Origin of the sequence: Streptomyces sp. MB09-01 (assembly GCF_033794505.1) — a bacterium.
GTDB lineage: Bacteria > Actinomycetota > Actinomycetes > Streptomycetales > Streptomycetaceae > Streptomyces.
On sequence record NZ_JARAYQ010000061.1, the window covers coordinates 1 to 17,806 of the forward strand.

16 protein-coding genes are annotated in these 17,806 nt (G+C 72.5%); 11 read left to right on the top strand and 5 right to left on the bottom strand.

All coding sequences use genetic code 11. From position 1 onward, the window contains the following. Positions 1 to 438 precede the first annotated feature (438 nt). The gene (locus tag PV721_RS15335) at positions 439 to 933 is read right to left on the bottom strand and encodes a GNAT family N-acetyltransferase (protein WP_319724354.1); all 495 of its coding nucleotides are present in this window, start codon (positions 931 to 933) and stop codon (positions 439 to 441) included. A gap of 117 nt (positions 934 to 1,050) precedes the next feature. Between PV721_RS15335 and PV721_RS15340 the strand changes: the two genes are divergently transcribed. Continuing rightward, positions 1,051 to 1,854, top strand: coding sequence for an exodeoxyribonuclease III (locus PV721_RS15340; RefSeq protein WP_319724356.1), 804 nt, complete (start codon positions 1,051 to 1,053; stop codon positions 1,852 to 1,854). On the opposite strand, the gene PV721_RS15345 is transcribed toward PV721_RS15340, so the two are convergent. After that, on the bottom strand, positions 1,836 to 2,543 hold the full coding sequence (locus tag PV721_RS15345; RefSeq protein ID WP_319724358.1) for a MerR family transcriptional regulator: 708 nt from the start codon (positions 2,541 to 2,543) through the stop codon (positions 1,836 to 1,838). The two genes, PV721_RS15340 and PV721_RS15345, sit on opposite strands and share 19 nt — an antisense overlap. Before the next feature lie 144 nt (positions 2,544 to 2,687). Here PV721_RS15345 and PV721_RS15350 point away from each other — a divergent pair, with 144 nt between their 5' ends. From PV721_RS15350 to PV721_RS15365, 4 genes are all read left to right on the top strand, one after another. Next, on the top strand, positions 2,688 to 4,364 hold the full coding sequence (locus tag PV721_RS15350; protein ID WP_319724360.1) for an NAD(P)/FAD-dependent oxidoreductase: 1,677 nt from the start codon (positions 2,688 to 2,690) through the stop codon (positions 4,362 to 4,364). Next, entirely contained in the window at positions 4,361 to 5,287 is a 927-nt protein-coding gene (locus PV721_RS15355; RefSeq protein WP_319724362.1) for an alpha/beta hydrolase, read from the top strand. The genes PV721_RS15350 and PV721_RS15355 overlap by 4 nt, the downstream gene beginning before the upstream one ends. Beyond that, positions 5,284 to 6,168: an SDR family oxidoreductase gene (locus PV721_RS15360; RefSeq protein WP_319724364.1), complete on the top strand. Its 885-nt coding sequence runs from the start codon at positions 5,284 to 5,286 to the stop codon at positions 6,166 to 6,168. Before PV721_RS15355 ends, PV721_RS15360 begins: the two co-directional genes overlap by 4 nt. 76 nt (positions 6,169 to 6,244) lie before the next feature. Further along, positions 6,245 to 6,421, top strand: coding sequence for a hypothetical protein (locus PV721_RS15365; protein ID WP_319724366.1), 177 nt, complete (start codon positions 6,245 to 6,247; stop codon positions 6,419 to 6,421). Between the two features lie 86 nt (positions 6,422 to 6,507). Here PV721_RS15365 and PV721_RS15370 read toward each other — a convergent pair whose 3' ends face one another. After that, complete coding sequence (locus PV721_RS15370; protein WP_319724368.1) at positions 6,508 to 9,771, bottom strand: S41 family peptidase; 3,264 nt, start codon at positions 9,769 to 9,771, stop codon at positions 6,508 to 6,510. Between the two features lie 167 nt (positions 9,772 to 9,938). Here PV721_RS15370 and PV721_RS15375 point away from each other — a divergent pair, with 167 nt between their 5' ends. Together PV721_RS15375 and PV721_RS15380 are read left to right on the top strand one after the other, a co-directional pair. Further along, the gene (locus PV721_RS15375; protein ID WP_319724370.1) at positions 9,939 to 10,529 is read left to right on the top strand and encodes a TetR/AcrR family transcriptional regulator; all 591 of its coding nucleotides are present in this window, start codon (positions 9,939 to 9,941) and stop codon (positions 10,527 to 10,529) included. A gap of 128 nt (positions 10,530 to 10,657) precedes the next feature. Further along, the gene (locus PV721_RS15380; protein ID WP_319724371.1) at positions 10,658 to 12,856 is read left to right on the top strand and encodes an MMPL family transporter; all 2,199 of its coding nucleotides are present in this window, start codon (positions 10,658 to 10,660) and stop codon (positions 12,854 to 12,856) included. A gap of 89 nt (positions 12,857 to 12,945) precedes the next feature. Here PV721_RS15380 and PV721_RS15385 read toward each other — a convergent pair whose 3' ends face one another. Next, a complete protein-coding gene (locus PV721_RS15385) occupies positions 12,946 to 13,401 on the bottom strand; it encodes an SsgA family sporulation/cell division regulator (protein WP_319724373.1) in 456 nt (151 codons plus the stop codon). A 177-nt stretch (positions 13,402 to 13,578) separates the two neighbouring features. Between PV721_RS15385 and PV721_RS15390 the strand changes: the two genes are divergently transcribed. Genes PV721_RS15390 through PV721_RS15405 form a run of 4 tightly spaced genes read left to right on the top strand, consistent with a single transcriptional unit; the run spans position 13,579 to position 17,323 of the window. Beyond that, on the top strand, positions 13,579 to 14,625 hold the full coding sequence (locus PV721_RS15390; RefSeq protein WP_319724375.1) for an energy-coupling factor ABC transporter permease: 1,047 nt from the start codon (positions 13,579 to 13,581) through the stop codon (positions 14,623 to 14,625). A gap of 1 nt (position 14,626) precedes the next feature. Continuing rightward, a complete protein-coding gene (gene cbiQ, locus PV721_RS15395) occupies positions 14,627 to 15,388 on the top strand; it encodes a cobalt ECF transporter T component CbiQ (RefSeq protein ID WP_319724378.1) in 762 nt (253 codons plus the stop codon). After that, a complete protein-coding gene (locus tag PV721_RS15400) occupies positions 15,376 to 16,137 on the top strand; it encodes an ABC transporter ATP-binding protein (RefSeq protein ID WP_319724380.1) in 762 nt (253 codons plus the stop codon). Before cbiQ ends, PV721_RS15400 begins: the two co-directional genes overlap by 13 nt. A 28-nt stretch (positions 16,138 to 16,165) precedes the next feature. Then, the gene (locus tag PV721_RS15405) at positions 16,166 to 17,323 is read left to right on the top strand and encodes a serine hydrolase domain-containing protein (RefSeq protein WP_319724382.1); all 1,158 of its coding nucleotides are present in this window, start codon (positions 16,166 to 16,168) and stop codon (positions 17,321 to 17,323) included. Here PV721_RS15405 and PV721_RS15410 read toward each other — a convergent pair. After that, the gene (locus PV721_RS15410) at positions 17,312 to 17,797 is read right to left on the bottom strand and encodes a YbaK/EbsC family protein (protein WP_319724384.1); all 486 of its coding nucleotides are present in this window, start codon (positions 17,795 to 17,797) and stop codon (positions 17,312 to 17,314) included. The two genes, PV721_RS15405 and PV721_RS15410, sit on opposite strands and share 12 nt — an antisense overlap. Between the last annotated feature and the right edge of the window lie 9 nt (positions 17,798 to 17,806).

The window sequence follows — 17,806 nt, forward strand, 5'->3', positions numbered from 1 at the left end:
CTGCGGTTCTCGCTCGCGGGGACGGCGTCGTGGTTGGTGCGGGACCTGGCGCCTGCCTCTCCCTCTGCGGCCGAGGGGTACGCGGCGGGGCCGTGGCTTCGGGAGACGGCGTCGGGGTACGGGCTGTTGCGGCACGCCGCCAGTCCCTTCGGGGAGTGGGCGGTGGGGCCGTCCCGGTGGGGGACGGACGCCGCCGTCTGGCTTCCGCGGTAGCCCGGCGGCGCGCCGGCTGCCGGGGCTCCGCCCCGGACCCCGTGCCTCCAACGCCGGCGGGGCTGGAAGATCGGGGCTCCGCCCCCGGCCCCGCGCCTCGAATGCCGGCGGGGCTGGACGGTGCGGCGGGGGTGGACGGTGCGCCGGCCGGCCGTCGCGGGGCCGGAGTCCCGCGCAGCGGCCGAAGCCTGGAGGCGGCCCGGCGCCGAGCGGTGCGAGGGCGTGTCAGGGCGCGAGGGGCTTTGTCATGCAGCGGCTGGAGTCGTGGAAGCGGTAGTGCCCGAACTTCCGGGACATCGTGTAGCCCGAGGAGAGGTAGAGGGCTATCGCCTCCGGCTGCTGGTCGCCCGTTTCGAGGACCATGCGGAGGCGGCCCGCCGCGCGGGCGTCGGCTTCCAGGGTGGCCAGGATGCGGCGGGCCAGGCCCAGGCCGCGGGCCTCCGGGACGACGTACATGCGCTTGAGTTCGGCGTCGCCGTCCGAGTAGCCCTGGTCGTTCTCGTCCTGGATGCGCCAGCCGCCGCTCGCCACCGGGGCGCCCGTGGCGTCGTACGCCAGGAGGTACAGGCCGCGCGGCGGGGCGAACATCGCCGGGTCCAGGAAGGTCGCGTCGCCCTCACCGTCGTACCGCACCCGGTATTCGAGCTGGACCTGGTCGTTGAGTTCGACCGCGTCCGGGTGGTCGTAGGGCACGGTGCGGAGCTGGATCCGGTGAGGCATCTGAACATCGTACGGAACCGCCCCGCCGGGCCCGCGTGCCCGCCGTGAGACGGGAACGCTCGGCCGGAGGTCCGGCGGGTAGGCTGCTCCCGTTTTGTGCGACGTGGGGAGCTGGTTTTGATCACTGTGACGTCCGTGAATGTGAATGGGATCCGCGCCGCCGCCAAGAAGGGCTTCGGGGCGTGGCTCGAGGGCTCCGACGCCGACGTGGTCTGCCTGCAGGAGGTGCGGGCCGAGGAAGCGCAGATTCCGGACGAGGTCCGGACCCCCGCCGGCTGGCACACCGTGTTCGCGCCGGCCGCCGCCAGGGGGCGGGCCGGTGTCGCTCTCTACACGCGGCGGGCGCCCGAGCGGGTGCAGGCCGGATTCGGCAGTGAGGAATTCGACACGGCCGGACGGTACCTGGAGATCGACCTTCCCGGTGTGACCGTGGCCAGCCTCTACCTGCCCTCGGGTGAGGCCGGGACGGAGAAGCAGGACGAGAAGTACCGGTTCATGGGCGAGTTCCTGACCTACCTCGCCGCGCTGAAGGTGCGGGCCGCCGCCGACGGGCGCGAGGTCGTGGTCTGCGGTGACTGGAACATCTGCCACCGGGAAACCGACCTCAAGAACTGGAGGACGAACCGGAAGAACGCCGGCTTCCTGCCCGAGGAGCGGGAGTGGCTCGGGAAGGTGTACGCCGAGGCCGGGTACGTGGACGTGGTGCGCGAGCTGCACCCGGACACCGAGGGCCCGTACTCCTGGTGGTCGTACCGGGGCCGCGCCTTCGACAACGACGCCGGCTGGCGGATCGACCTCCAGGTGGCGACGCCCGGGCTGGCGGCGAAGGCCGTCAAGGCGTTCGTGGAGCGGGCCGAGACCCACCCCGAGCGCTGGTCGGACCACGCGCCGGTGACCGTGGTCTACGAGCTCGGTTCCTGACCGGCGGCGGAGGCCAGCAGGCGGTCCATCGCCATCGTCAGCTCGGCCTCGACCACGCTCTTCGCCAGTGGCCGCAGCCGCGTGAGCGCGTCCTGCGACGGCGAGATGTGGGTCGATATCAGCTCGGTGAACAGGAGCGCCAGCGCGTCCGCGTGTTCGCGGACGCGGCGCCCCGTCTCCAGGACCGCCGCCAGCGGGACGCCCTCGCGGACCAGCGCCGAGGAGACGTCCAGCAGCCGCCGGCTGACGTGCACGATCGCGTCGCCGTCCACGGCGAGGTAGCCGAGGTCGAGAGAGGCCGCCAGGTTCTCCGGGGTGACCTCGCCCTCGAAGTAGTCGGCCAGCGCCTCCGGGGTCAGCCGGACCGGGGTCTCCTCCGACCAGCCGATGCCGAGCAGCTCGCCGAGCTGGCTCACGTCGCGGCCGCTCTCGAAGGCGGCCGTCAGCTCGGCGATGCCGCCGAGGGTGTGCCCGCGCTCCAGCAGGGCCGCGATGGTGCGCAGCCGGGCCAGGTGGTGGTCGTCGTACCAGGCGATCCGCCCCTCGCGGCGCGGCGGTGGGAGGAGTTTGCGCTCGCGGTAGAAGCGCAGGGTGCGGACCGGGATGCCGGCCGCCTCGGCCAGCTCCTCCGTGCGGTACTCGCGCACCGTCTTGGCTTCCGTCTTCGCTTCCGTCTCATCCTTCGCCACAGGCGCACCTTATGGCGTACCGGCAGTAACTTTCCCGGCGTGACCCCTACCCATGAGTACGGGGCTGCTCTACCCTCCCGATTGTGCCAGTGATTGCTGGCAATGTTCCGATGGTATCTGCGGATGATGCGGAAGGCGGCGGGCATGGGTGGCAAGGACGAGCGCGGGCGCGAGCACGTACGGGTGGCGGTGATCGGGTCGGGCTTCGGCGGGCTCGGCGCGGCCGTACGGCTGCGGCGCGAGGGGATCACGGACTTCGTCGTCCTGGAACGGGCCGACTCGGTCGGCGGTACCTGGCGGGACAACAGCTATCCGGGCTGCGCGTGCGACGTTCCCTCGCACCTGTACTCCTTCTCCTTCGCGCCCAACCCGGACTGGCCGCGCACCTTCTCCGGCCAGCCGGCCATCCGCTCCTACCTGGAGCACGTCGCCGACACCTTCGGGCTGCGCCGCCACATCCGGCTGAACTCCGAGGTCCGGATGATGCGCTGGGACGCCGACGAGCTGTGCTGGGAGATCGAGACCTCCGCCGGGCACCTCACCGCCGACGTCGTCGTCTCGGCGACCGGCCCGCTCTCCGACCCGAAGATGCCTGAGGTCCCCGGCCTCGCCGAGTTCCCCGGCAAGGTCTTCCACTCCGCCCGCTGGGACCACGACTACGACCTGCGCGGCAAGCGCGTCGCCATGATCGGCACCGGCGCCTCCGCCATCCAGATCGTGCCCGCCATCGCCCCCGAGGTGGAGCGCCTCACCCTCTTCCAGCGGACCCCGCCGTGGGTCATGCCCCGCACCGACCGGGCCATCACCGCCGTCGAGCGCTGGCTCCACCGCCAGTTGCCCTTCACCCGGGCGGCCCGCCGCGGGCTGCTGTGGGGGATCCGGGAGCTCCAGGTCAGCGCCTTCACCAAGCGGCCGAACCAGCTCGGGCTGATCGAGTCGCTGGCCAAGGCCAACATGGCCCGCTCGATCAAGGACCCGGCGCTGCGCGCCAAGCTGACGCCGTCCTACCGGATCGGCTGCAAGAGGATCCTGCTCTCCAGCGAGTACTACCCGGCCCTGGCCCGGCCCGATGTGGACCTGGTCGCCTCCGGGCTCAAGGAGATCCGCGGCTCGGTGCTGGTCGCCGCCGACGGGACCGAGACCGAGGTCGACGCGATCATCTTCGGCACCGGCTTCCACGTCACGGACATGCCGATCGCCGACCGGGTGGTCGGCGCGGACGGCCAGACCCTCGCGGACGCCTGGAAGGACGGGATGCAGGCGCTGCGCGGGGCCACCGCGGCCGGCTTCCCCAACTGGATGACGATCATCGGCCCGAACACCGGGCTCGGGAACAGCTCCATGATCCTGATGATCGAGTCGCAGCTCAACTACATGGCCGATTACCTGCGCCAGCTCGGCATGCTGGGCGGGAAGGTCGCGCTCGGCGCCCGGCCGTCCGCCGTCAACCGGTGGAACCGGCAGGTGCAGGCCCGCATGGAGCGGACCGTGTGGAACACCGGCGGCTGCACCAGCTGGTACCTGGACGCGCAGGGCCGCAACACGACGGTCTGGCCGGGCACGACGGGCGAGTTCCGCCGGGAGACGCGAAGCGTCGATCTGGCCGAGTACGAGGTCGTACGGGTACGGGAGCGCGAGCAGGTCCCGGCCGCCGCGGCGGCTGCCGTGGAGGCTGCCGCCGCGCCGAAGCCGCCGCGTCGCTCCCGCGGGGGCGCCGTGGGGGCCGGTGCGGCGCCGCTGCCGGGGACCCTGCCCCCGGACGCCCGCGCCTCGAACGCCGGCGGGGCCGGATTCGCCGACGGGGCGGAGGGGGTCGCGTGAGTCGGCTGACGCAAGTCGTCTCCGGGCCCTACTCGCCGCCCGCCGCGCGGCGCGAGCTCGTCGCCGACTCCGCCGACGGGGCCCGCCTGCACGTCGAGGTGCACGGGGACGAGGGGGCGCCGGCCGTGGTGCTGGCGCACGGATGGACCTGCTCCACCGCGTTCTGGGCCGCGCAGATACGGGCCCTGGCCGCCACCCACCGGGTCATCGCCTACGACCAGCGCGGCCACGGGCGCAGCCCCGCCGCCCGGGCTCACAGCACCACCGCGCTCGCCGACGACCTCGTGGCCGTGCTCGGTGCCACCCTCGCCCCCGGGGAGCGGGCGGTCGTCGCCGGGCACTCCATGGGCGGTATGACGATCATGGCGGCGGCCGGCCGGCCCGAGTTCGCCGAGCACGCCGCGGCCGCCCTGCTGTGCAGCACCGGCAGCTCCCGGCTGGTCGCGCAGGCGCAGGTGCTGCCGGTGCGCGCCGGGCGCGCCCGGACCCGTATCACCGGCGTGGTCCTCGGATCCCGCGCCCCCCTCGGGCCGGTCACGCCCGTCGCCAGGAAGATCCTGAAGTACGCCACGATGGGCCCCGGCTCCGCGCCCGACAGGGTCGAGGCGTGCGCCCGCATCGTCCACGCCTGCCCCACCGGAGTGCGCCACGCATGGTCCCAGGTGCTGGCCGGGCTGGACCTCGACGCAGAGGTGGCCCGCCTCTCCGTGCCCACGGCCGTCATCGGCGGCACCGCGGACCGGCTCACCCCGATCGCGCACGCCCGCGGGCTCGCCGCCGCACTGCCGAACTGCGTGGGCCTCACCGAGCTCACCGGCATGGGGCACATGACCCCGGTCGAGGCGCCCGAGGCCGTCACCCGGGCCCTGCGGGAGCTGACCGAGCTGTATCTCGACACCACCGAGAAGGAGAAGACGCCGTGAGTGCTCGCAGGAGTCTGGAAGGCCAGGTCGCCGTCGTCACCGGCGCCGCCCGCGGGGTCGGCGAGCTGCTCGCCCGCAAGCTCTCCGCACGCGGTGCGCGGATCGCCCTCGTCGGCCTGGAGCCGAAGGCCCTCAAGGAGGTCTCCGAGCGGCTGCACACCGACAGCGACCACTGGTACGCCGACGTCACCGACCACGAGGCCATGGCCCGCGTTGCGCAGGAGGTCAAGCAGCGCTTCGGCAAGGTCGACATCGTCGTCGCCAACGCGGGCGTGGCCGCCGGCGGGCCGTTCGCCGACTCGGACCCCGACGCCTGGCGGCGCGTGATCGAGGTCAACCTCATCGGCGGGGCCGTCACCGCCCGCGCCTTCCTCCCCGTACTGACGGAGAGCCGCGGCTACTTCCTGCAGATCGCCTCGCTCGCCGCGATCACCCCGGCGCCCATGATGACCGCCTACTGCGCGTCCAAGTCGGGCGTCGAGGCCTTCGCCCACTGCCTGCGCGCCGAGGTCGGCCACAAGGGGGTCAAGGTCGGCGTCGGCTACCTCTCCTGGACCGACACCGACATGGTGCGCGGAGCCGACCAGGACGAGGTCATGCGGGAGCTGCGCCAGCGGCTGCCCTGGCCGTCGAACCGCACGTACCCGCTCGGCCCCGCCGTCGACCGGATCGTCGCGGGCATCGAGCGGCGCTCCCCGCACGTGTACGCGCAGTGGTGGCTGCGCGGGATGCAGGGGATGCGCGGCTACCTGCCCGGGCTCATCGCCACGGTCGGACAGCGCGAGATGAAGCGCTTCGAGCCGCGGCTGTCCGGTGTCTCCAAGGGACTTGTGGGGGCCGGCGGGGCGGCGGACGAGAAGGAGCGTACGCAGCGTCACTGATCGAAATGCGACCTTTGTCCGCCCATGCAAGTCTGGTCGAGGCCCCACCACCAACACCCCTCATGGAGTGAACAGCATGGGTATCAAGGACCAGTTCCAGGACAAGGCCGACGAGCTCAGGAACAGGGCGCAGGACGGCGCCGAGGGCGCGAAGGACGCGACGACCGAGCGCACCGCCAAGCTCCAGGAGAAGTCGAAGCGCAGGCCGCAGCAGGACCAAGCGGACCCGGTGCGCGACGAGTTCGACGCCTGACCGGACTGCCGCAGGACCTGCGAAGGGGCGCGATCCCCGATGGTGTGGATCGCGCCCCTTCCGCATGCCCCTCTGCCGGGGGCGCGTTACTGCCGCGGCGGCAGCTTCGGACGGCGCCGGTCCGGTACGTCCGTGTAGCCGGGCGGCACCGCGGCCGGGTCCTGCTCCAGCAGTTCCAGTGCCAGGTGCACGGCGTCGTCCAGTTGGGCGTGCCGTCCCTCCGCCCAGTCGAGCGGGGTGCGCAGGATCGCGAGGTCCGGTTCCACGCCGTGGTTCTCCACCGACCACCCGTACTCCGGGAACCAGGCGGCGTTCATCGGCACCGTGATCACCGTGCCGTCGCCGAGGGTGTGCCGGCCGGTCATGCCGACCACGCCGCCCCACGTGCGCTGGCCCACCACCGGGCCCAGCCCCAGCAGTTTGAAGGCCGCGGTGATCATGTCCCCGTCGGACGAGGTCGCCTCGTCGGCCAGCGCCACGATCGGACCGCGGGGCGCGTTGGAGGCGTACGACACCGGCTGGGCGTCACGCGTCAGGTCCCAGCCGAGGATGGAGCGGGTCAGCTTCTCCACCACCAGCTCGCTGATGTGGCCCCCCGCGTTGCCGCGTACGTCCACGATCAGCGCGGGGCGGGACATCTCCATCCGCAGGTCGCGGTTGAACTGCGCCCAGCCCGAGCCGCCCATGTCGGGGATGTGGAGGTAGCCGCACCGGCCGCCGCTGATCTCCCGGACCACCTCGCGCCGCTTGGACACCCAGTCCTGGTAGCGCAGCGGCCGCTCGTCGATCAGCGGCACGATGGCGACCCGCCGGGCGGGGCCCTCGCCCTCCGCGGGCTGGAAGGTCAGCTCGACCGTGGTCCCGCCCGCCGCCGACAGCAGCGGATAGGGTCCGGCCACCGGGTCCACGGGCCGTCCGTCCACGTGGGTGAGCACGGCGCCCTCCCGGATGCCGGTGCCGGCCAGCGGGGAACGGGCCTTGGAGTCCGAGGACTCGCCGGGCAGGATCCGGGCGATCACCCAGGTCCCGTCCTTGGGGTAGAGGTTGGCGCCGAGCAGGCCGATCGCCCGCTGGTAGTGCGGGGGACCTTCGTTGCGGCGTGCCGGGGAGACGTAGGCGTGCGAGGTGCCGAGCTCGCCGAGGACCTCGCGCAGCAGGTCGGCGAACTCGTCGGGTGAGGCGACCCGTTCGACCAGGGGGCGGTACTGGCGCAGCACCCCGTCCCAGTCGATGCCGCACATCTTCGGCTCCCAGAAGTAGGCGCGGATGATCCGCCCGGCCTCCTCGAAGGCCTGACGCCACTCGGCCGCCGGGTCCACCTCGTGCAGGATGCGCCGCAGGTCCAGGTAGACGGTCGAGTCGCTGTCGCCCGACTCGGTCGCCGGGACCGCGCGCAGGTCCCCGTCGTCGTTGACGACCAGCCGGGTGCCGTCGCCGCTGACCGCGAACCAGTCCAGTCCCGAGGCCAGTTCGGTCTTGCGGGCCTTGGTGAGGTCGAAGTGCTCCAGCGTGGGCTTGCCGCTGATGTCGTTGGGGTTGGCGAAGGTCTCGCCGAGCGCGCCCGAGATCGGCCAGCGCAGCCACACCAGCCCGCCGCCGTGCACCGGGTACAGGGCCGAGTACTTGGACGCGGACACCGGGAAGGGAGTGACCCGGCTCTCCAGCCCTTCCACCTCCACGGTCACGGAGCCGTCGCCGTCGGCCGAGTCCCCTTCGACCGGGTCCAGTCCCCCCGCCGCGGGCCGGCCCTCGGCGGAGAGCGCGAAGGGGGAGGGGGTCGCGGAGGACAGCGGTACGAGATACGGGCGGCAGCCCAGCGGGAACGACAGGTCGCCGGTGTGGACGTCGTAGACCGGGTCGAAACCGCGCCACGACAGGAAGGCCAGGTAGCGCCCGTCCCGGGTGAAGACCGGATTCTCGTCCTCGAAGCGGCCGTTGGTGACGTCGACGATGGTTCGCGCCCCCGGTCCCGAGATGCGGGCCATCTTGATCTGCCGCAGCGAACGGCCGATGCCCGGATGCGACCAGGTCAGCCAGGCACCGTCGGGGGAGAAGGCCAGGTCGGTGACGGGTCCGTTGATGGACCGGATCAGCTCGGTGACCTCCCCGTCGGACTCCTCCGTCGCGTTGACGAGCAGCAGCCGTCCGTCGTTGGAGGCGATGGCGAGCCGCTCCCCGTCCGGGTCCGAGAGGAGTTCGGTGACGCGCCCCAGCTCGCCCGAGGCCAGCCGGCGCGGCTCGCGCTCCCCGGAGGCCCGGGGCAGGTAGGCGATCTCGATCGCGTCCTCGCCCTCGGCGTCCGTGACGTAGGCGACCTGCCCGCCGCTGCCGAGCATCTCCGGCAGCCGCACGCGCACGCCCGGGGTGTCGGCGATGGTCCGGGCGGGCCCGTCGCGGTGGGTCAGCCAGTACAGGCTGCCGCGCACCACGACCGCGCTGGCCCGGCCGGTGGTGTCCACGGAGAGCGAGTCGACGTTGCTGGCCGCCGACGCCTGGTACGTGCGCCGGCCCGCGCGGGGGCCGCCGAGGCGGACCTCGAGCCTGCGCGGCACGGCGTCGGGGGCCAGGGACTCGACGAGCCAGAGTTCCCCGGCGCACTGGTAGACGATCCGGGAGCCGTCGCTGGAGGCGTGCCGGGCGTAGAACTCCTCGTGGTCCGTGTGGCGGCGCAGGTCGGTGCCGTCGGGCAGGACGGAGTACAGGTTTCCGATGCCCTCGTGGTCGGAGAGGAAGGCGATCCGGCCGCCCACGAACATCGGCGCGTCGAGGTGCCCCTCGACGTCCTCCAGCAGCTGCCGGCCGTGCAGCCACAGCCGGCCGGTGGCCCCGCCGCGGTAGCGCTTCCAGGCGGCGGGCTCGTGCGGGGGCTTGCCGGTGAGCAGCAGGGTGCGGTGCTCGCCGTCGATGTCGGCGACCTGGATGTCGGACACGGGCCCCCAGGGCAGGCGCCCGCCGGGGCTGCCGTCGGTGGGCAGCTTGTAGGCCCAGGAGTAGTAGGAGAACGGCTGTCCCCGTGAGGAGACCGCCAGGATGTTGCCGTCGGGGTCCCAGCCGCAGACCCGGGTGTCGATGGCACCCCAGTGGCTCAACTGCCGGGCCGGCCCGCCCTCGACGGGGGCGAGGTGGATCTCGGGGTCGAGGGTGCGCCAGGTGGCGAAGGCGATGTGCTTGCCGTCCGGGGAGAACCGCGGGTGGTTGACCCGGGTCCGGTCGACGGTGATCCGCCAGGCCCGTCCGGGCGTCTGCCCGTCGGGGACCAGCGGGGCGACCCAGAGGTCGTCCTCGGTGGCGAAGCACAGGAGGTCGTCGTGCAGGTGCGGGAACCGGAGGTACGCGACGTCGTGACTCACCCCCCAATGCTTTCCGCGGTGGGGGCCCCTGGCAACTCGTACAGGTGATCCATGCCACTCCCTCAAGCGAAACGGAACGGTTTCGTTTCGCTTGCGGTGGGGGTATCGTCTCAACGTACGGAACCCATTCGTTTCGATAAGGGGCGCGTTCGGACGGAGGCACGGAGATGACCGAGGCGATGGCGGCCCGGCGCAGCCGGATCACCCCCGAACGGCAGGCCGAACTGCACGAGGCGGTCCTCGACCTCCTGCGTGACGTCGGCTACGAGGCGCTGACCATGGACGCGGTCGCCGCCCGCACGAAGTCCAGCAAGGCCACCCTCTACCGCCAGTGGGGGAGCAAGCCGGAACTGGTCGCCAAGGCCCTGCGGTGCACGCAGCCCGTTTCGCTGCGGGAGATCGACACGGGGACCCTGCGCGGAGACTTCGCGCGCATGGTGGAGCACTCGGACGACGCCCAGATGGCCAAGGACACCGCGCTGATGCGGGGTCTGGCCCATGCCGTCCACGAGAGCCCGGAGCTCCACAAGGCCCTGCGCGACCTGCTGGTCGACCCGGAGATCAACGGTCTCCAGGCGATGCTCCAGCGCGCGGTGGACCGGGGCGAGATCCGACCGGACTGTCCGGCCCTGGATTTCGTACCGCACATGCTCATCGGGGCGTTCATCGCGCTCCCGCTGATCGAGGACCGTCCCGTGGACCGGGCGTTCCTCGGTGAGTTCATCGATGCCGTGGTCTTCCCCGCCCTCGGCGTCTGATCCACCCCGTCCCCTTCGTCTCCACCGCTCCCCGCTGCTCCTGACACGCCGCTCTCGTCGTCGGGCCGGCTCTCTACGCCCTGATCCATCCGGATCCATCCCACGACCTGAACGGGAGAACCACCGACGTGGCTACCTTCCTCTACCGACTCGGCAGGGGCGCCTTCCGGCGCCGCGGCCTGGTCGCCCTCATCTGGGTGGCGTTGCTGTTCGCCGCCGTTTTCGGTGCGGCCTCGGCCGGCGCCCCCACCTCCGGTTCGTTCTCGATACCCGGCACGGAGGCCCAGAAGGCCTTCGACCTGCTGGACAAGAAGTTCCCGGGCATGGCCGCCGACGGCGCCACCGCCCGCATCGTCATCAAGGCCCCCGAGGGCGCCAAGGTCACCGACCCCGGCCCCAAGGCCGAGGTCGAGAAGATCGTCGCCGGGCTGAAGACGGGACCGGGCGCGGAGCAGATCTCCTCGGTCGCCGACCCGTACCAGGCCCAGGCCGTGAGCCAGGACGGTTCCACCGCCTACGTCAGCGCCAAGTACGACGTCAGCGGCATGGAGCTGAAGGACGAGACCCGCGAGGCGCTGAAGGGCTCCGGCACCGCGGCGAAGGCGGCCGGCCTGAACGTCCAGATCGGTGGTGACGCGCTGATGGCGGCCCCCGAGACCGGCTCCGGCGAGATCATCGGCATCATGGTCGCCGCGATCGTCCTCGTGATCACCTTCGGCTCGCTGATCGCGGCCGGGCTGCCGCTTCTGACCGCCCTGATCGGCGTGGGCATCGGCGTCTCCTCCATCACCGCGCTCGCCAACGTGCTGGACCTCGGCTCGACCACCTCCACCCTCGCGATGATGATCGGCCTCGCCGTCGGCATCGACTACGCGCTCTTCATCGTCTCCCGCTACCGCGTGGAGCTCGCCGAGGGCCGCGCGCGGGACGAGGCCGCCGGCCGGGCCGCCGGAACCGCCGGCTCCGCCGTTGTCTTCGCCGGTCTGACCGTGGTCATCGCCCTGGTGGGCCTGGCCGTCGTCAACATCCCGATGCTGACCAAGATGGGCGTCGCGGCCGCCGGCACGGTGGTCATCGCGGTCCTGGTCGCCCTGACCCTGGTCCCGGCCATCCTCGGCTTCGCGGGCAAGAAGGTCCTGCCCGCCGGCGAGAAGAGCAGGCTGTTCGGCAAGGGCAAGCCGGCCGACGAGAAGAAGGCCAACGGCGGCACCCGCTGGGCCCGCTTCGTCCTGCGCCGTCCGGTCATGGTGCTGCTGGCCGGTGTGATCGGCCTCGGCGTCATCGCCATCCCGGCGAGCAAGCTGGAGATGGGCCTGCCGGACGACGGCGCCCAGCCGGTCTCCACCACCCAGCGCCAGGCCTACGACCTCCTGTCCGAGGGCTTCGGCCCGGGCTTCAACGGCCCGCTGATGGTCGTCGTGGACGGGGACAAGGCCCTCGCCGACTCCACCGTCGACCGGATCAAGGGCCTGGAGGGGGTCGTCGCGGTCACCCCGCCGACGCCCAACGAGAGCGGCGACGCCTCGGTCATCACCGTCATCCCGAAGGACCGTCCGTCCTCCACGCAGACGGAGGACCTGGTCCACGAGATCCGCGACGGCAGCGGCGACGACGTCCTCGTCACCGGCGCCACCGCGATGAACATCGACTTCTCGCAGAAGATGAACGACGCGCTGCTGCCCTACCTGGCGCTCGTCGTCGGCCTCGCCTTCCTGCTGCTGATGCTGGTGTTCCGCTCGATCCTGGTCCCGCTCAAGGCGGCCCTCGGCTTCCTGCTCTCGGTCGTCGCCGCCCTCGGCGCGGTCGTCGCGGTCTTCCAGTGGGGCTGGCTCGGCTCGCTCTTCGGCGTGGAGCAGACCGGCCCGATCATGTCGATGATGCCGATCTTCATGGTGGGCGTCGTCTTCGGTCTGGCCATGGACTACGAGGTCTTCCTCGTCACCCGCATGCGTGAGGCGTACGTCCACGGCGAGCGCCCGGGCCAGGCCGTGGTGACCGGCTTCCAGTACAGCGCGCGGGTCGTCGTGGCCGCCGCCGTCATCATGATCGCGGTGTTCGCGGGCTTCATCGGAGCCAGCGAGCAGATGGTCAAGATGATCGGCTTCGGTCTGGCCGTCGCCGTCTTCTTCGACGCCTTCGTGGTCCGCATGGCCATCGTCCCGGCGGTGCTCGCGCTGCTCGGGCACAAGGCCTGGTGGCTGCCGAAGTGGCTGGACCGGATGCTGCCGAACGTGGACGTGGAGGGCGAGAGCCTGCGCAAGCACCTCTCGCAGTCCGCGCAGTCGCCCGAAGGCCCGGACAAGGACCGCGAGCTGGTCAACGCCTGACCCCGCACCGTCCGGCCGACAGGACGGCCCGGCCCCGCACCGCCTGCTCACCAGGCGGTGCGGGGCCGGGCCCGTTCCGTGCCCGCGCCCTACGCCCTACGGGTGGCGGCGCCGGCCGGAGCGTACGTACGGCGCAGGAAGCGGCGCAGCGCGGCGATGTCGAACTGGATCACGGCGACGCCCTCGGGGGAGTGGAACTCGACCACCGCCTGGACGCGGCCGCAGGGCCAGATGCGTACGTCCCCGGTCCCGGTCGGCGCCTGGAGGCCGGCCTCCAGCAGGGCGCGGGGGAAGACCCACTCGTTGTCGGTGCCCTCGGGTGACAGATCGGCCGGGAAGACGATCCGTACGGCCAGCGGCTCGGCGGGCGCGAAGCGCAGGGCGACCGGGATGGTCCGGTAGAGGGGATCGTCCGTGATCACCCGGGCGCAGACCCGCTCCTCGACCGGTTTGGTGGTCGTGGACGGGGCGGCGGTCATGGTGACGGCGGTCGCGGTGGCGGTCGCTGTAGCGGCGGCTGGTGGATTCTCGGCGGTGGCTGACATCGACCAGGCTCCTCGAAATCGGAACATTTGCGTCCGTTTGCCCTCCAGCCTCGCACATTCCGACGAAACCGCACGGGCGTTTTTGTGACGGACTCGCTCTTGCCAACGGTTTGCAATTGGGCACTATTCTTGAACGGTTAAAGACTGCGTCAAGGCGTACGGAAGCGGAGCCACTCCATGCATGTGCCCGACGGTTTCATCAACGCACCCGTCTCGGTGGCCGCCGGAGTGGCGGCCGGCGTCGCGGTGGCCGTCAGCCTCCGCGGCGCCCGCCGCGAGCTCGACGAGCGCACCGCGCCGCTCGCCGGCCTCGTCGCCGCCTTCATCTTCGCCGTGCAGATGCTGAACTTCCCGGTCGCCGCAGGCACCAGCGGCCACCTGCTGGGCGGGGCCCTCGCCGCGATACTCGTCGGCCCCTACACCGGTGTGCTGTGCGTGTCCGTCGTCCTGCTCATGCAGGGCATCCTCTTCGCCGACGGCGGACTGACCGCCCTCGGCGTGAACGTCACCGTCATGGGCGTCGTCACCGTCGTCGTCGCCTACGCGATCTTCCGCGGGCTGGTCAGGATCCTGCCGCCCACCCGCCGCTCCGTGACCGTGGCCGCCTTCGCGGGCGCCCTGCTCTCGGTGCCCGCCGCGGCCGCGGCCTTCACCGCCGTCTACGCGATCGGCGGCACCACGGACGTGGCCATCGGCAAGGTGTTCACCGCCATGGTCGGCGTGCACGTGCTCATCGGCATCGGCGAGGCCGCCATCACCGCCGCGACCGTAGGCGCCGTGATCGCCGTACGGCCCGACCTGGTGCACGGGGCCCACGGGCTGACCGCGCCGCTCAAGCTGCGCGTCGGCGGCGAGCTCGTCGACGCCCCCGCGGCCGCCGCCACCCCGGTGGCCGCCCGCTCCACCCGCAAGGTGTGGGCGACCGGCCTTGTCACCGCGCTCGTCCTCGCCGGGTTCGTCTCCTACTACGCCTCCGCCAGCCCCGACGGCCTGGAGAAGGTCGCCGCAGACAAGGGCATCGACGCGAAGGTCGAGGACCACGCGGCCGCCGGCTCCCCGCTCGCCGACTACGGCGTCGAGAACGTCGACGACGACCGGCTGTCCGGCGGCCTCGCCGGGGTCATCGGCGTCGGCGTGACCGTCGCCGCCGGCACCGGGATCTTCTGGGCCGTGCGCCGGCGCCGTACGGAGGAACTGACCGCCACCTCCGTCTCGGCGGGCTGACATGGGCGCCGGTCACGCCCACAAGCTCTACCGGCACGGGCACACGCCGGTCCACGACCTGCCCCCGCACTGCAAGCTCGCCGCGACCTTCGCCTTCGTCGTGGTCGTGGTGTCCACGCCGCGCGAGGCGGTGTGGGCCTTCGGCCTGTACGCCGCCCTCATCGCGGCGGCCGCGGCCGCGGCCCGGATCCCGGCCGGCTTCCTGCTGCGGAGGCTGCTGATCGAGGTCCCGTTCGTCGCCTTCGCCGTGCTCATGCCCTTCGTCGCCGAGGGCGAGCGGGTGGAGGTGCTCGGCATGTCCCTCAGCGTCTCGGGTCTGTGGGGCGCCTGGAACGTCCTCGCCAAGGGCACGCTCGGCGTGGCCGCGTCCGTCCTGCTGGCCTCCACGACCGAGCTGCGGGCCCTGCTGCTGGGCCTGCAGCGGCTGAAGCTGCCGCCGCTGCTCGTCCAGATCGCCTCCTTCATGATCCGCTACGGCGACGTGATCGGCGACGAGCTGCGCCGGATGTCCATCGCCCGCCGCTCGCGCGGGTTCGAGGCCCGCGGGATCCGGCACTGGGGGGTGCTGGCGAAGACCGCGGGCGCGCTGTTCATCCGCTCCTACGAACGCGGCGAGCGGGTCTACCTCGCGATGGTCAGCCGCGGCTACGCCGGCTCGATGCCGGTGATCGACGAGGCCGTGGCCACGCGCACCCAGTGGGCGTACGCGGCCGTACTCCCGGTGACGGCCCTCGCCGTCTGTCTGATGGGATGGACGCTGTGAACCTCACCCCTTCGCTCGAAGTCTCCGGCCTCGCCTACGCCTACCCCGACGGACACCAGGCCCTCTTCGGCGTGGACCTGACCGTCGGGCGCGGCGAGCGGGTCGCCCTGCTCGGCCCCAACGGCGCCGGCAAGACCACCCTCGTGCTGCACCTCAACGGCATCCTGGGCGGCGGGGTCGGCGCGGTGACCGTGGCCGGGCTGCCCGTGGAGAAGCGGAACCTCGCCGAGATCCGGCGCCGGGTCGGGATCGTCTTCCAGGACCCCGACGACCAGCTGTTCATGCCCACCGTGCGGGAGGACGTGGCCTTCGGGCCGGCTGCGGCCGGCATGCGGGGCGTGGAGCTGGAGGAGCGGGTCCGGGCCGCCCTGGACCAGGTCGGCATGGCGGACTTCGCCGACCGGCCGCCGCACCACCTCTCCTTCGGGCAGCGCCGCCGGGTCGCGGTGGCGACCGTCCTGGCCATGCGGCCCGAGATCCTGGTCCTGGACGAGCCCTCGTCCAATCTGGACCCGGCCTCGCGCCGCGAGCTCGCGGACATCCTGCGCTCGCTCGACGTGACCGTGCTGATGGTGACGCACGACCTGCCGTACGCCCTGGAGCTGTGCCCGCGCTCGGTGATCCTCAGCGAGGGGGTCATCGCGGCGGACGGCCGCACGCAGGACCTGCTGTGCGACGAGAAGCTGATGCGGGCCCACCGGCTGGAGCTCCCGTTCGGCTTCGATCCCCGTTCGGTCTCGGTGGCATAAGCCCCGGTCGTAGGTTGTTGGACTGCTCGTGAACATCCAGGGTGTGACGGCGGAGGGCTTCGAGCCCGTCCGGGACGCGTTCGTGCGCAATTTCGAGGTGCTCGGGGACCGCGGCGCGGCCGTGGCCGTCTACCGCGACGGCCGCAAGGTCGTCGACCTGTGGGGCGGCACCAAGGACGCGGACGGCACGGATCCCTGGACCGCGGACACCGCACAGATCGTCCGCTCCGCGACCAAGGGCGTGGCCGCCGCCGTCCCCCTGCTGCTGCACCAGCGCGGGCTCCTCGACCTGGACGCGCCGGTGGGCTCGTACTGGCCGGAGTTCAAGACGGGCGGCAAGGAGCGGATCCTGGTCCGCGACCTGCTCGCGCACCGGGCCGGCGTCCCGGTGCTGGACCGCGGGCTGACCGCCTCCGAGGCCGCGGACGGAGTCTCCGGAGCGCACGCCGTCGCCGCCCAGCAGCCCTTCTGGGAGCCGGGCACCGAGCACGGCTACCACGCGCAGACCTACAGCTGGCTGCTGTCCGAGCTGGTGCTGCGGGTGACCGGGCGCACGCTGGGCTCGGTCCTGGCCGAGGAGATGGCCGAGCCGCTGGGCCTGGATTTCTGGATCGGCCTGCCGCAGACCGAGGCGCACCGGGTGGGCCGGGTGGCCCCGGTCGACCCGCCTTCCAGCGCGGGGATCCTCAAGACCCGGCCGAGGCGAAACGTTTCCGAGGCCTACGCCGACCCGGGCTCCCTCACCCGCCGCGCCTTCACCGCCATCGACCCGCTGCCCGACGAGAACGACCCCGCCTACCGGGCCGCCGAACTCCCCGCCTCGAACGGCATCGGCACGGCCCGCGCCCTGGCCCGCTTCTACGGGGCCACGATCGGCGTGGTCGAGGACGGCGCGCGGATCTTCACCCCGGCCACCACCGCACTCGCCGGCCGCGAACTCTCCTCGGGCCCGGACCGCGTGCTCGTCGTGAACACCCGCTTCGGCCCCGGCTACATGCTGCACGGCCCGGCCTCGCCACTGCTCTCCCCGGCCTCCTTCGGCCACCCCGGCCGCGGCGGATCCCTGGCCTTCGCCGACCCGGAGGAGGGCATCGGCTTCGGCTACGTCACCAACGCCCTGGCCAAGTCGGTCACCGCCGACCCGCGTGCCCAGTCCCTGGTCCGGGCCCTGCGGTCAGCCCTCTGACGGCTGCTCGCGCACGTCGGCCACGGTGGCCCCGGCGTGCCTGACGAGCTCGCCGGGTGCCATCGGGAACACCGTGTGCGGGGTTCCGGCCGCCGCCCAGACCGTGTCGTGGACCAGCAGCGACCGGTCGGCCAGCACCCGGGTGCGCGTACGGTGCCCGAAGGGCGGAACCCCGCCGATGGCGTAGCCGGTGGTCTCCCGGACCACGGCCGCGTCCGCCCGGGTCACCCGGGCCGCGCCCAGCTCGCGGCCGACCGCCGCGACGTCCACGCGGGAGGCCCCGTCCATCAGGACCAGGACGGGCACACCGTCCGCCGCGAAGATCAGCGACTTGACGATCTGGCCGAGCTCGCATCCGATCGCGGCCGCGGCCTCGGCGGCGGTCCGGGTGGCCTCGGGGAAGGCCCGTACCTCGGCGTCGATGCCGAGGGCGGTCAGTGCCTGGGCGAAACGGGGGTGCGCTGTGGTCGTCATGCCCGGACG

Coding starts and splice junctions, on each gene's coding strand:
- PV721_RS15410 (WP_319724384.1), bottom strand. CDS start 17,797: ATGACGACCACAGCGCACCCCCGTTTCGCCCAGGCACTGACCGCCCTC.
- PV721_RS15385 (WP_319724373.1), bottom strand. CDS start 13,401: ATGTCAGCCACCGCCGAGAATCCACCAGCCGCCGCTACAGCGACCGCC.
- PV721_RS15350 (WP_319724360.1), top strand. CDS start 2,688: ATGGGTGGCAAGGACGAGCGCGGGCGCGAGCACGTACGGGTGGCGGTG.
- PV721_RS15400 (WP_319724380.1), top strand. CDS start 15,376: ATGGACGCTGTGAACCTCACCCCTTCGCTCGAAGTCTCCGGCCTCGCC.
- PV721_RS15375 (WP_319724370.1), top strand. CDS start 9,939: ATGACCGAGGCGATGGCGGCCCGGCGCAGCCGGATCACCCCCGAACGG.
- PV721_RS15365 (WP_319724366.1), top strand. CDS start 6,245: ATGGGTATCAAGGACCAGTTCCAGGACAAGGCCGACGAGCTCAGGAAC.
- PV721_RS15390 (WP_319724375.1), top strand. CDS start 13,579: ATGCATGTGCCCGACGGTTTCATCAACGCACCCGTCTCGGTGGCCGCC.
- PV721_RS15335 (WP_319724354.1), bottom strand. CDS start 933: ATGCCTCACCGGATCCAGCTCCGCACCGTGCCCTACGACCACCCGGAC.
- cbiQ (WP_319724378.1), top strand. CDS start 14,627: ATGGGCGCCGGTCACGCCCACAAGCTCTACCGGCACGGGCACACGCCG.